14 protein-coding genes and 1 pseudogene are annotated in these 11309 nt (G+C 51.9%); 7 read left to right on the top strand and 8 right to left on the bottom strand.

Annotated elements, in window-relative coordinates; translation table 11 throughout:
• Position 1: 1 nt before the first annotated feature.
• The 4 genes from CFBP5473_RS14425 to CFBP5473_RS14410 all read left to right on the top strand — a co-directional run bounded on the left by CFBP5473_RS14425 (position 2) and on the right by CFBP5473_RS14410 (position 2987).
• Positions 2-964 (top strand): DUF4123 domain-containing protein, encoded by a 963-nt coding sequence (locus CFBP5473_RS14425; RefSeq protein ID WP_027677324.1) that lies wholly within the window; start codon positions 2-4, stop codon positions 962-964.
• A gap of 1 nt (position 965) precedes the next feature.
• Positions 966-1808 (top strand): DUF2515 family protein, encoded by an 843-nt coding sequence (locus CFBP5473_RS14420; protein ID WP_037172001.1) that lies wholly within the window; start codon positions 966-968, stop codon positions 1806-1808.
• A 66-nt stretch (positions 1809-1874) separates the two neighbouring features.
• A complete protein-coding gene (locus CFBP5473_RS14415; RefSeq protein ID WP_136954380.1) occupies positions 1875-2666 on the top strand; it encodes a hypothetical protein in 792 nt (263 codons plus the stop codon).
• A gap of 18 nt (positions 2667-2684) precedes the next feature.
• Positions 2685-2987 carry a PAAR domain-containing protein gene (locus CFBP5473_RS14410; RefSeq protein WP_084631872.1) on the top strand — a complete coding sequence of 101 codons (303 nt, stop codon included), beginning with the start codon at positions 2685-2687 and terminating at the stop codon, positions 2985-2987.
• Positions 2988-3084: 97 nt separating this feature from the next.
• Here the strand turns inward: CFBP5473_RS14410 and CFBP5473_RS14405 are convergent, their stop codons facing one another.
• The 3 genes from CFBP5473_RS14405 to CFBP5473_RS14395 all read right to left on the bottom strand — a co-directional run bounded on the left by CFBP5473_RS14405 (position 3085) and on the right by CFBP5473_RS14395 (position 4620).
• Positions 3085-3582 carry an RES family NAD+ phosphorylase gene (locus CFBP5473_RS14405; protein ID WP_027677321.1) on the bottom strand — a complete coding sequence of 166 codons (498 nt, stop codon included), beginning with the start codon at positions 3580-3582 and terminating at the stop codon, positions 3085-3087.
• A gap of 8 nt (positions 3583-3590) precedes the next feature.
• Complete coding sequence (locus tag CFBP5473_RS14400; RefSeq protein WP_136954379.1) at positions 3591-3941, bottom strand: MbcA/ParS/Xre antitoxin family protein; 351 nt, start codon at positions 3939-3941, stop codon at positions 3591-3593.
• Between the two features lie 232 nt (positions 3942-4173).
• Positions 4174-4620: a hypothetical protein gene (locus CFBP5473_RS14395; RefSeq protein ID WP_027677291.1), complete on the bottom strand. Its 447-nt coding sequence runs from the start codon at positions 4618-4620 to the stop codon at positions 4174-4176.
• Between the two features lie 343 nt (positions 4621-4963).
• Between CFBP5473_RS14395 and CFBP5473_RS14390 the strand changes: the two genes are divergently transcribed.
• The gene (locus CFBP5473_RS14390) at positions 4964-6076 is read left to right on the top strand and encodes a nucleotidyltransferase family protein (protein WP_027677292.1); all 1113 of its coding nucleotides are present in this window, start codon (positions 4964-4966) and stop codon (positions 6074-6076) included.
• 54 nt (positions 6077-6130) lie between these two features.
• Here CFBP5473_RS14390 and CFBP5473_RS25695 read toward each other — a convergent pair.
• From CFBP5473_RS25695 to CFBP5473_RS14375, 4 genes and pseudogenes are all read right to left on the bottom strand, one after another.
• Positions 6131-6312 (bottom strand): annotated as a pseudogene (locus tag CFBP5473_RS25695) (hypothetical protein); the annotation flags it as partial.
• 616 nt (positions 6313-6928) lie between these two features.
• Complete coding sequence (locus tag CFBP5473_RS14385; protein WP_027677293.1) at positions 6929-7294, bottom strand: SecDF P1 head subdomain-containing protein; 366 nt, start codon at positions 7292-7294, stop codon at positions 6929-6931.
• Between the two features lie 489 nt (positions 7295-7783).
• The gene (locus CFBP5473_RS14380) at positions 7784-8227 is read right to left on the bottom strand and encodes a type II toxin-antitoxin system VapC family toxin (RefSeq protein ID WP_027677294.1); all 444 of its coding nucleotides are present in this window, start codon (positions 8225-8227) and stop codon (positions 7784-7786) included.
• Positions 8227-8466 (bottom strand): type II toxin-antitoxin system VapB family antitoxin, encoded by a 240-nt coding sequence (locus tag CFBP5473_RS14375; RefSeq protein WP_027677295.1) that lies wholly within the window; start codon positions 8464-8466, stop codon positions 8227-8229. Before CFBP5473_RS14375 ends, CFBP5473_RS14380 begins: the two co-directional genes overlap by 1 nt.
• Before the next feature lie 467 nt (positions 8467-8933).
• On the opposite strand from CFBP5473_RS14375, the gene CFBP5473_RS14370 reads away from it, so the two are divergent.
• Together CFBP5473_RS14370 and CFBP5473_RS14365 are read left to right on the top strand one after the other, a co-directional pair.
• A complete protein-coding gene (locus tag CFBP5473_RS14370; protein ID WP_027677296.1) occupies positions 8934-9686 on the top strand; it encodes a histidine phosphatase family protein in 753 nt (250 codons plus the stop codon).
• A 253-nt stretch (positions 9687-9939) separates the two neighbouring features.
• The gene (locus CFBP5473_RS14365; protein ID WP_027677297.1) at positions 9940-10263 is read left to right on the top strand and encodes a hypothetical protein; all 324 of its coding nucleotides are present in this window, start codon (positions 9940-9942) and stop codon (positions 10261-10263) included.
• Between the two features lie 417 nt (positions 10264-10680).
• Here CFBP5473_RS14365 and CFBP5473_RS14360 read toward each other — a convergent pair whose 3' ends face one another.
• Positions 10681-10908, bottom strand: a complete 228-nt coding sequence (locus CFBP5473_RS14360; protein WP_136954378.1) for a hypothetical protein — start codon at positions 10906-10908, stop codon at positions 10681-10683.
• Between the last annotated feature and the right edge of the window lie 401 nt (positions 10909-11309).

Below are 11309 nucleotides of genomic sequence, written 5' to 3'. Positions count from 1 at the left end.
TATGACAGACAACAGACAGCTGAAAGCCGTGCTACTCCAAGCCAATCGCAATATTTTTGCCGTCCTTGATGGTGCGCAATTCGACGACCTGCCCATGGCTCTGTTCGATAGAAATTTCATTCATCGTTCGCTCTATCTTGACAGGGGGACTGGCCCAGCCGATCAGCTTAGAACCGCTCCGCAGCTTGTGTGGCTCAATCGAACCTCGGATCAAAAAGACGACGTTCGTGATGTTGAGAGCCAGATCGATGAACGTGTCCTCGATAAGATTTTTGATCTTCTGGCCGACCGCCCGGCGGCCGTCTTCTGGCTATGTCATGCGGGCGCCGATGTCCTCTACCGGCATCTTCGCAGTATCAACAAGGTTCTGTATCCCAGGCCAGCCTATATAGGCCGTGATATCGACATTCCAGAGAGCGGCTTCGAGATCGTTACGTTTCGACATGCTGACGCGAATGTAATGGCGCAGATTTCCTCTGCGCTCGACTGGAATGGGCTTTCACGTTTGCTTGGCCCAGCCGAGGCGTTCTTGTTTACGCCTGAGGAGGATTGGAGCCCCAAGCCAATGCGGGTACAGAGGCATGATGAAATGCCATTTGCTCACAATGGACCCTTGAGGATTGGTCGCATCGAGCTACGCAATATGGCGCGTGTCCGCTTCGAGTGGCTGACCCGGCGCACGATCAATTACCTCGGCGAATACGCCCCGGCGCATATTCAGCGCGTTTCCGAGGCAAGGTTGAAAATGGATGTAGAGACTTGGCTCCGCGAGGCACAGACGTCAGGAGTGACAGGGGAGTCAGCATTCAGAAAGTGGTGTTACCTGCAGATGCTCCATGATGGTCGATTAGTGCAAAGCCAGTTTGCAGTAGATTTCAAGGCGCGGCGCGATACGGCAGTGTCCGCAGATGAGCGCGTCCATCAAATGATGAGATATATGATCGAACGAGCAGAGGCAGCGTAGCATGGCGTCTGAAGATAATGCTCATCCCTCTGCAAGCGAAATGAAGAATGCGGAAGCGGGTGCTGAGAATGGTGCAGCACCGGGCAATGTCTCGGAGACTTGTGAGACCTGCATCGCGGCAGATTGCAAAAAGAAGATAGAAGAGATCGAAAAGGAAACAAAGCGGATCACGGACATCAGAGACCCTATCGAAAGAAACAAAGCAATTACTGCTGCCTATGGAAAGTTGGCGACCCAAGACCCTAATAATCGTTGGATCAAGCTAGCTTCTGTTGTTTCTGCTCAAGGCGGATGTGCGATGAAGCTAACTCGAAGTCTTGACCCGGACGTGATCACTGGCATTGATCCCAAGTATGATTTTATGAATCCGACTGGTCTCGACCCCTGGTACAACATGTATCAAGCGCTAGGGGACGCAAACAACAGTATTTTTGGAGATATATATCCAAAGGCGGCTTATAGGGCTCGGCACGGTTATGAAGATATGAAGAAATGCTACGCGGCGGAAGGAAAGACAGTTCCCGACGGACTGAAAAAGTCTTTCGAAGCCCTAGAGAAAGGGGATCTTAAAGGTGCATCAGACCGCATGGCTGAATACGAGCAGCGAGAGGTCGTGCAACCCGTATATGAGCGTTACCGAGGAACTTTTTCAATGATGGAGAAGGGCAGTGCTGTGAAGAAATTCTTTACAGGAACCAACTTCTACGACATCCCCGTCTCAACGACTTGTGGCGACCCGAATGTAGTACCATTTGAAGGCTCGATCTCAAACCGTGATCATCGAGTTGGGTATTATAAAGCCCTAATGGAGCGGCTTTCATCACAGCAGGGCTGGACTTGGTAACGGAAAGAAATGAAGAAAATACTATCACTACTTTTCGTTGTCGTAATTTTTGCTGGAGGCTATCTGATGTCCAAACCGAACGATCCATCTGAAGGCGCACCCCGACAAATTGAGGTGGGAATGCAGATGACGGTAAAGGATTTCATAACTCGCAATAATTTATCAATGGGTCCGCGAGAACAGCAAGGATATGTGATAGACGTCGATTATCTTACCGATTGGATGCCCATCTTTTTCGATGACAATTGGATCACCTTGCGTTTCATTGAAGGAGCGCAGAGCTTTGAGCTGCCCCCTGGGCGTACTTTGCAAATTACTCAAAGAGCTGGTCGTATAGACGGACTTGCGTTCCGACCTTTTGATCAGCCTCGTCCCTTGAACGAAATGCACGACTATATCGCAAATCTGATTGTCACTCTTGAGGGAAAAGGTTGGCAGCCAACTTTGAGGATAAAGATTCCATCAAAATCAGAGGATTTTGATTCCACCGGGAAGAATCTATTTGCAGAAATGCAGTCGCCAAGTGGAAGCAGCCTGCAAATGAGTCTCAGGGATTACGGCCTCGCTCCCAAGCAGGAAAGCTTTATTCTCTCATTTGACCCAACGCATAGATCTGCGGATGAGAGTAGAACATATTTGCTAGAGGTCACTCTGAGCAGCTCTGAGAATGAAATTAGCTATGGTGATCTTATATATCCCCGTCGAATTTATGAGCTCGGCGATGTGAAGAAGGAACTACCACTCCGTTACTGGATAAACGATCCTGATTGGACACCGCAGAAGGCGGGCATGGTGCCAACTACACCGGAAGAGCGCGCCAATTCGGAATCGTCAAAGTGGAAAATGCCACCAAAATAGGCTGTTAGGAACTTTGTAATGTCCAGTCCTGTCGTTCTCAAAGGCCATATGCACGTCTGCCCGAAGGTTGACCCCGGCCCAAAACCACACATAGGGGGTCCAGTTATCTCGACACAACAAACGTTTGTCACAGTCGATGGCGTACCCATAGCTACCGTTGGCGATAGCCTGCTGTGCAGCGGCGTGCCAACCACTTCGGACAAAATTACAAGCGGCTCTTCGGTCGGTAGCATTCAGGGGAAGAAGATTGCCCGGTTGGGTGATACATGCGCTCATGGGGGCACACTTGTTGAGGGGGTTTCTTGGATTACGTTCGAATAACGGTTTTGCCCGATTTTGGACGGGTCTGGCTAACTGTAAAAATTATTGCCACGTGACAATTGAGACGTTCTCAAGGATGTCTGAAAAGGGGCTCGGGCTATTTCGATAATCTTTGCTCGTCGTCAATCAACGACAGACGATGTGGGTTCGATGTTCCCCATGTCCACAGCACGATATTGAGATCGGCGTCGGTCGTGCCGGGAGCGAAGCTTCTGACGATCAGACCGTGAAAACCCTCGTTTTTCAGGTCTCGGGCAAGCTGCTGCGTGGGCGCTTCGCCTCGCACCTTCATCTCGTCTCGCCAGGTCGTGTTGCTGAGCGCTTGAGGTGTGATCTGATGTTTTTCGAGAAGGCTCTCATCACGCGTATCAAACAATGGCGCAAAGTCCGCGTCATAGGATACGAGCGTGGCTGGTTGCAGGTTCCCCGCCTGGTTTGCCTCTTTGAGCGCCGTCATGATTGTCAGTGACGTGTAAAGTGCTGGCATACCTTTTGGATTGAATCGGCCGCCATAAAGTTCTGCGCCTCGTCCAGAAAGCGGCTCGCGAGCATAGAGTGGATTAAGCGCTCGGTAGAGCTTGCCTTTGTAGTGCATTGGCGCGGTCAGGCATGGACGCCAGCATCGATGGCATCGATATAGTCGAGGACGTCGTCAGCCCGGCCGTTCCGGACGAGTTGCATTGCGGTATGGCCGGAAAAGCCTGAAAGCGGTTCTGAGCGATACCAGGCATAGGCCATGAGCGCAGATCCGAAGCGGGGCTCAACCTTGTTGACGACTTCGATCATTTCACGAAGGCGCCTTTGGGTCTTGTCGGATTTGATCCGCTCTTTGCGCTGGACGGCGTCTTTGCCCAGGCCAGCACTCCGCGCGATGTCCTCACTTGTGGTATGAAGAACTTCAGCGATTTTGTTGGGCGCAAACCAGCCATTATCCGCATATTGTGCCAGAGCCATATCACATCCTCTGCGGCTGACGTTATTATTGACGCAATATAGCGTCAATTTATGTGGCATTCAAGCGGGCGGTACCAACCATTGCCGCAGACCATCTGGGTGGCGTGACGCGAATTCAGTCCGATGAGAGTTATCTGAAGAGTAAAATTGCGAGGTTGAGCTATGGCCCCCTGCCGCGCATGATCTCAATTACCTGCGCAGATGGCCGCCGACCGGATTGATGTCCTGATCATCAAACAGGGGTAATTGGCTTGTTCTCAAAGCGTATTCTAAAATTCCGGCGCTGAAAGTCCTCCCGAAAACAGACGAAGACTAGTTCAAGGTCTTGCGAACTGTCCTGTCTGCCCAGAAGACTGAACGAGGCGATGATGACACCGTTGTATCCACGGGTAATGCGAAACGCCGCGTTGCGCATCACGATGGCATCAGGATCTGCACGATCCCCGCGACGGTCATAGACGACCCAGAAGCGTGCTGCTTTCCAGGTCACCTCCAGCATTTCTCTGACTTTGGCGAGGAACTCTTCGGCACTCATTGAGGGTCCCCACGGCAGCGGCGTCTCGCCGGTATCGTCCGCGACACTGAAATAGCCGTCATACTCAATGCCAGAATTTAGCAGGTGCTCGATCCTGGAAAATGCTTTGTCTTCGGAAATTGTCGTCTTGAACAGGATTGCCATAAACGGGCCATTTCATAGATATCGGTCTGTTGCGCGTAAAACATCCATACGGTGAATACCAGTGCTTTGCGCTTCAGTGAAAGAGCTGGATTTGCGGGACATCGAGTGCAGATCCGCCTATTGAGCCGGTTTGGGGGCCGCAAGGAGCCTCAAAGCATCACCTTGTCGGACTTGGTGCTGTCGATTTAATCAGAGTATGTTTCGGGCATGGAGCCAGTCTGATTTGGACATGACGGCGCGGCCCTTATGTTTTGTCAGAAGTTCGGTTTCTGGCCCTGCTTGTTATGTGCTTTTTGGGAGGTTATACTGTTTTTGTAAAAAAGTATAACGTCAGGTTTCGCGTATGAAATCCATTGATCTCATATATCAGACAATGCTTGCCGAGTTAGGTCAACGTTCGTTGGATGCTGCCTGGACAGCCGACTTTCCCCCCGAAGGTAGGTTTACTCCTGTGAACGTAAAGGGTCGCAAATACTGGTATTTCGATATACCCGATGGGCATGGTGGGACGAAACGTCGTTATGTTGGTCCTGCTGACGACCTTGATATAGCGCAGCGTGTGGCTGAACATAAAAGGGATAAAGACGATTTACGAGCCCGCAGGCGCATGGTCAACACGCTGACTCGCGAAGGTGGAATGATCGCTCCTGATGCCATTTCGGGCGACATCGTTGAGGCGCTCGCCGATGGCGGCCTTTTCCGGCTCCGGGGTGTTCTCATTGGCACTGTAGCTTTTCAGTGTTATTCAGGATTGCTCGGCGTCCGTCTTCCGATGGCTGCGATCCTCACCGGCGATGCTGATATTGCTCAGGACTATGCCATCAGTCGCGAGGTTGAAGACAGCTTGCCTCCGATTGTTGAGTTACTTCAAAGCGTCGACGCTAGCTTTCGACCCGTTCCTCATCGATCTGGAGCCGCCTCCTCGTCAGCTTTTCAAAATGCCGATGGCTACCGAGTTGAATTTCTGACATCAAATCGTGGTTCTGACGACTATATTGATCAACCAGCTAAGATGCCAGCTCTCGGTGGTGCGAGCGCAGATCCCTTACGTTTTCTTGACTTTCTCATTCGAGACCCCGTCAGGACAATGCTGCTGCACCGGAGCGGCGTCTCAGTCGTCGTTCCTGACCCATGCCGTTACGCCATTCACAAGCTCATAGTTGCCAGCCGCCGCCACACTGATGGCCAAGGGCTGGTCAAGCGAGAGAAAGACGTTCGCCAAGCTGCACTACTTTTCAGGGCCGTGCAGCAGACGAGGCGGTCTTCCGACCTTGCACTCGTTTACAACGAAGCGTGGGAGCGCGGACCAGCGTGGCAGGAAGGTATTCGAAAAGGGGTAGGGATGCTCCCCTTACAAGATGCAGAGCAGTTTAAAACCGTTCTCATCGACGGTGCAAAGAAAAATCGCGAGGAAATAGAGCTTCCATTTCCAGATTGGGCTTCAGGTCAGATGTAACACCCAATGGTCATAAGGCAGGAAAACGCAACCATCCGGTCTATGCCGCGGACCTCACGATTTTGGCTCATCAACGATGATGCGTTCGATTTTTTCCGGATCACATTGCTCGTTGATAAGAAACTGCCGAACACCTCCGTCCTAAGTGCGGACATCGGCGAGTAACTTCTGCAAGTTTTCGATTCCCCGGCCTGTTAAGGTTATGATGCCTTTTTGCTGCCGTCGTGGGCATAAATATGCAAACGAGTTGAAGGAGCTGATGTACTCGGCACAGAGATCTCTGAAGGCACGCGATTGGACAGCGCTGAGCGCGAAACTGCGCACAAGCGGACGCGCAGTGTCGTTCAAGCGTCCGTGGCCTCGATGCAGCCAATTTTTGCAGGGTTTCAGCCGTGTTGCGCCAGTATGTAATCATGGATGCGGCATGGAATGTGTGCCGCAGTCGATGACATGACCACCATGGGGGAGGCGGTTTGACCATCGAGGGGAGGAGCGGTTTGGTGGAAAAGGCGTGCCGTCGTCTTTCTCGCTATCACAGGCCACTGCTTGATATACGCTTAGCGAATGTTCAAACTCCTATCAGCGCATGATTGTGGCTTGTTGTGCTCGACTGGATCGTGAGCCTTGTCTCCAGGATGGTAAGGTGGTCAGGTTCGTCCTGCGGCGAGCTGTGGTAGCGGTGCACTGCATTTTTTAATGATCTTCTTCATCGGGAAGATCGCGGGGCTGATCATCCACCACCAACCGCGTGACGTCCAGGCGCATTTCCGCCAAGGCTGCCTTTGGTTCATTGCGGCCATTACCACGATCTCATTCTACTGTCGACGGGCGCGCTCGCTGCGTAGGTTGGATCTAATTCGCTGGAGCGACCGTGAGGACCGACTGCCCGCTTACCAACCGAGCAGATAGAGCGTCGGCGACTTTTGCACTCGTAAGCCCACTTATGGGGAACGAGCCGCCGACGATCGGCTCCCGGATCATGGGCGTGGCGCTCACCTTGCCATCGATCAAAATGTTGATCGGCTTCTGCAAGTGATCACGCGTGAACTTAGCGAAAGCCTGCGCCCCCTCGCGGTCCAACCGGACAAAAACGCTGACTTGCTGGCTGGTCTCATCAAATATGGGCCGAGCCTCCGCCACTCCGAGTTCAACAACTTGTGCGAGAACTGGGAACGCAACAAGGTTGGCGGTGACGGCGGCGGTGATCAAATGGCGCATATTGTTATTCCTTCAGGCTCTGTTTTTTGACGTTGCCCGCATGGACGGTCGCGGAAACTATGGCGGATGTCTTCTGTGGCATATCTTAAGCGAGTCATCTAGTTGCCATCCGATCTTGCTGTAAGTTGGGCCGCCGTACTCCAGTGTTCGGCACTTGTTCTACCCAACTGCCGAAGTTTATCCTAGTAGGAGCGTCGCGCTATTCGCTATGGCCACTATCGGCGGATATCGTTGAAAAACTAAGCGTTGTCGGGACCAGCATGTCGTGATCCAATCGTCGTATTGGTTGCGGAAGATTTGAGCGATGATGGGATGTCAGGCAGCTCCGGCGCAGCTCTTTTAGGACCACTGCATTAACGATCACGTCCCCGCCGAGCACTTGTTGCGGGGGATCGACCGTCATCTCGAAACCGCGTGATGATCCCGGTCGTCATCCTATTTTTGATCAGGATGTTTGTTTTCACAGGCTGACCCGCTCCGGTATCTCGCTCAATGATGTTGCCACCCGATATCGGTATGCACGAAATCGTCGCCTTTATAGGCAATCTTCGTCCTATATGCTTTTGCGCAAGCGTAGGCGAAACAATCGCCCATGTTGAGCTTTGCTGGATGGTTCATGATCTTCCCGAACTGTAAGGCAGCATCAAGCGCCTTATTGCCAACGTCTGCGGAAATCATAGCGTCTTTGCAATCCAGATCAGCGGCAAATTGATCGACCATGCGACGGGCGGCGTCCATCATGTCCGGCGTGGCAGGCTTATCCTTGCCGGTGGCCTCGGCCAGTCGGAGGGTCAACGAAAGCGTTGCTTCGACGCGCACGACTGGCGAGACATAGAACGGTCCTCCATCCTGGTCCAAGCGGTCAATCAGAAAGGTCGCGTCATCTTCTTCCGAAAGAATGGCGACGATCACCGAGGCATCAATAAGAAGCATTATTCCTCGCCCCACATTTCATCAGTCTCGCGCTTGTGATCGCCGGGGGCAAAGGGACCAGCTTCTCGCGCCATTGCGAGCGATTTTGCCAGTCGGTCACGGATCGGCAGCTTCGCCTTTCGATTGGCAATCTCTCGTATGAGCGCATTCTTGACCGCATCGACCTTGCTCGTTTTCGTAAGGCCAATCAGTTCCTCGGTGAGGCGGTCTACTTCGGGGTCTTTGATATAGAGCGGCATAACATATCCTATTGAGGATATTATAATATCCTATTTTTCATATCCCTTCCAGGAAATATTGGGCGGGAAGGGAGTTTTGAGAGGGCTGGGGCTCCCCTTGGTTCAGTGTCAGGCGGTCGATGCGCCTGAATTGAAAGCCGCCATGCCTAAAAGACAAATCCCGCACGCTCTCCAGCGCTCGACGGATGAAGTTTGCTCGCCTCTTTCAACATCACAACGATATAATCCTGCTAAGCCTGTTCTGGAGTAGCCTTGCTTTTCCGGGACCGCCAGGAATGTGGTGATCGGTGGCCAGTTTTTCCTATCCGATGGGCGATGATAGCAATTTGCAGGTCTTTTGCCTCTCTGCAGCCTATCGGCTGAGAGTTCATGTGATAATGGAGGGTTCCGAAGGCTACCAAGATGCCGATCTGTCGGGACGCGTTTCTGGTCGCGGTGGCATCAAAACCCTTGCAGTGGGATAGCTTATGCGCGTTTTTCTTGTTCGTCACGGCGAATCTCTGGGTAATCTTGACGAGCGGGCTTACCGTCAGTTTGGTGATCACAATGTCCCGTTGACGCAGTGGGGATATCGTCAGGCAAGCGAAGCTGGGTCAGTGATCGCAGCCTATCTTGCAGGACTGAGCGAACCAGGGCTAACGAGGCTGCGCATATGGTACTCGCCGTTCTTGCGGACGCGCCAAAGCAAGGATGCTTTGCTTGAAGCCTTGACTGCCGAGAGCATCGGCAAAGTGCGCGAGGATTATCTCCTGCGAGAACAAGATTTCGGCCTCTTTACGGAAATCTATGACCATGCGGAGCGCAAGCAGAAGTTTCCCGACGAATTCGAGAAGTGGGCGAGACTACGCAGTAACAGCGGCAAATTCTATGCCCGGCCGCCCGATGGCGAAAGCCGTGCCGATGTGGCGCAGCGCACGCGGCTGTTCTTGCAGACTATTATGCACGAGGCGCGTCACGGCCACGACAATGCGGTGATTGTCGGCCACGGTGTCACCAATCGCGCCTTCGAAATGAGTTTCTTCCAGCATCCGGTCGACTGGTTTGAACAGTCCGTCAATCCTGGTAATGCCGACATCACCCTAATCGAGGGGACGCGCGAAATCGGATATACTTCCAAGCTGCTGCACCAGGCGAGTGATCGCCAACCTGGCCAGAACGATCTGCGAGAGTTATATGGCGCGGAAGTTACGCTGAGGCCAGGGATTGTGGGAGCACCTTGACGGCATCGAGATTGCGTCCTACCCAATATTGGACGCCGAGGGGGCAACATTGCGAGCCGATTGACAGGTTTGCCACAAGCCCAAAAATTTGCGACAGATCCAATCAGCACTATTATCGAGTTGAAAGAGTGATCGGGGCCATCGGGCTGATCCGCTCCGAGCATTTGCCCACTACACTGAACAGCCCGAGAACGGCTGCGGCGTCCCCATTTACAGATGCCGCCGAGTTCTCTTAATTTTGGAAGAAGGCAGCATGTCCTCAGGCAAAGACAAGCATCGCTCGATTTTCGATCATCGCGAAGCGAACAAATTTCCGCTTCCATGGAAAGTTGGCGCGTTTTTTTGGCTGGTGATTGTTGCGTTGATGCTAGCGGGTTTCGCGGCGCAGGAGATGGGGTGGCACGGACTTTCAAGCCGATTGTTTGGCTACTCGGCACTATGCGCGGTGGGCTACGTGATTAGCTGGCTTTGTTCTGTTTTTGTGTCCGTGAACTCCATTGCGAAGCGGACGAAGTACACTGCAACGCGACTGAGCTACATCGCGAAGCGACTAAACGGACGTAACGAAAAAGATTAGTGGTTATCCTCTTTATAAATATCCCTCCCACTTAATCAGTAACTTATAGGGCCGTTCGTAAAAAAGACTGGGACAGATACCATGGCTGTGCGATCCACTATCTCGTAATCATAAATCAACAGCCGAGACCATAACCACTTTGCCGACAACTGCAGCAGCCGTTGGGCTACCCGCTTCACTGTGCTTTTGCCGGTCCACTGGTCTCCTCGCTTTGGCCGTCAATCAACCCGAAAATGTTCCCATAACGTTCTCCAACTTGGCCTAATAGGAGCTTTAAGCCGACCTATGTGAGAGAGCGGGTCTACTGGGGCTAGTCGTCGGTAGATGACGGTTTTGCCATTGATTACGCATGCGATTGCGTCTTTCGGGGCAGTTCAGGCAGAGCGGAAATAACCTTCTAATTCCATCGCTCAATGATTAGAACTCATAGGCCCATTTGCGGTGGCCGATGGACCTGATGCGCCAGGGCTGGAGTTCGAGTTTCCGCCCGTCGCAGCAATGGTCGACGATGTCTGCGTATGATTTGAAGATCGGGTTTGAGAGCCAGTTCTGGTGCATGAATTGCCATAGGTTTTCAACCGAGTTCAATTCCCGATATTTCGGCAGCAGTGGCATGATGGTAATGTCTCTGGTAGGTTCGCACATTTGGATATATTTACTCATTTATCGTTGAGTTAATCATTGAGTTTAATATTTATACTTTGTAATTGAAATTTTGTTCTAATTGAGCGATCATGGGTAATCGAGACTAAAATATATATAAAAATAGCATATTGAACGGCGACTATTTATATTTATTTCGAGTCGTTGACAGTCGATCGGGGTGGCTGTTTTTTGGTTCGAGTTTTAGCCTTTGATCATGGTGGTCCTGCAGTTGTGCTATAAGTGCAAGGTTTATATAGGTTTTTAGCCGTTATAAGTGTGGATTTGCACGTGAATGCTGGATAGATTGATTGGGCCAAGTAGGCGATCGAGCTAGCAGCTTGCATTTACAATAACAGTATCATGATACTGTTATTGTAAATGCAAGCTGCTAGCTCGATCGC

The sequence above is a fragment of the Agrobacterium larrymoorei genome, assembly GCF_005145045.1.
Classification (GTDB): Bacteria; Pseudomonadota; Alphaproteobacteria; order Rhizobiales; family Rhizobiaceae; genus Agrobacterium; species Agrobacterium larrymoorei.
The sequence above is the reverse complement of the archived record's forward strand: the minus strand, read 5'-3'. Positions and strand labels throughout refer to the sequence as shown.

Excerpts from the sequence above, each read along its gene's own strand:
- CFBP5473_RS14390 (WP_027677292.1), top strand. The coding sequence starts at position 4,964 with ATGAAATCCATTGATCTCATATATCAGACAATGCTTGCCGAGTTAGGT.
- CFBP5473_RS14415 (WP_136954380.1), top strand. The coding sequence starts at position 1,875 with ATGTCCAAACCGAACGATCCATCTGAAGGCGCACCCCGACAAATTGAG.
- CFBP5473_RS14400 (WP_136954379.1), bottom strand. The coding sequence starts at position 3,941 with ATGGCTCTGGCACAATATGCGGATAATGGCTGGTTTGCGCCCAACAAA.
- CFBP5473_RS14425 (WP_027677324.1), top strand. The coding sequence starts at position 2 with ATGACAGACAACAGACAGCTGAAAGCCGTGCTACTCCAAGCCAATCGC.
- CFBP5473_RS14365 (WP_027677297.1), top strand. The coding sequence starts at position 9,940 with ATGTCCTCAGGCAAAGACAAGCATCGCTCGATTTTCGATCATCGCGAA.
- CFBP5473_RS14375 (WP_027677295.1), bottom strand. The coding sequence starts at position 8,466 with ATGCCGCTCTATATCAAAGACCCCGAAGTAGACCGCCTCACCGAGGAA.
- CFBP5473_RS14380 (WP_027677294.1), bottom strand. The coding sequence starts at position 8,227 with ATGCTTCTTATTGATGCCTCGGTGATCGTCGCCATTCTTTCGGAAGAA.
- CFBP5473_RS14370 (WP_027677296.1), top strand. The coding sequence starts at position 8,934 with ATGCGCGTTTTTCTTGTTCGTCACGGCGAATCTCTGGGTAATCTTGAC.
- CFBP5473_RS14385 (WP_027677293.1), bottom strand. The coding sequence starts at position 7,294 with ATGCGCCATTTGATCACCGCCGCCGTCACCGCCAACCTTGTTGCGTTC.
- CFBP5473_RS14405 (WP_027677321.1), bottom strand. The coding sequence starts at position 3,582 with ATGCACTACAAAGGCAAGCTCTACCGAGCGCTTAATCCACTCTATGCT.
- CFBP5473_RS14360 (WP_136954378.1), bottom strand. The coding sequence starts at position 10,908 with ATGTGCGAACCTACCAGAGACATTACCATCATGCCACTGCTGCCGAAA.
- CFBP5473_RS14395 (WP_027677291.1), bottom strand. The coding sequence starts at position 4,620 with ATGGCAATCCTGTTCAAGACGACAATTTCCGAAGACAAAGCATTTTCC.
- CFBP5473_RS14420 (WP_037172001.1), top strand. The coding sequence starts at position 966 with ATGGCGTCTGAAGATAATGCTCATCCCTCTGCAAGCGAAATGAAGAAT.
- CFBP5473_RS14410 (WP_084631872.1), top strand. The coding sequence starts at position 2,685 with ATGTCCAGTCCTGTCGTTCTCAAAGGCCATATGCACGTCTGCCCGAAG.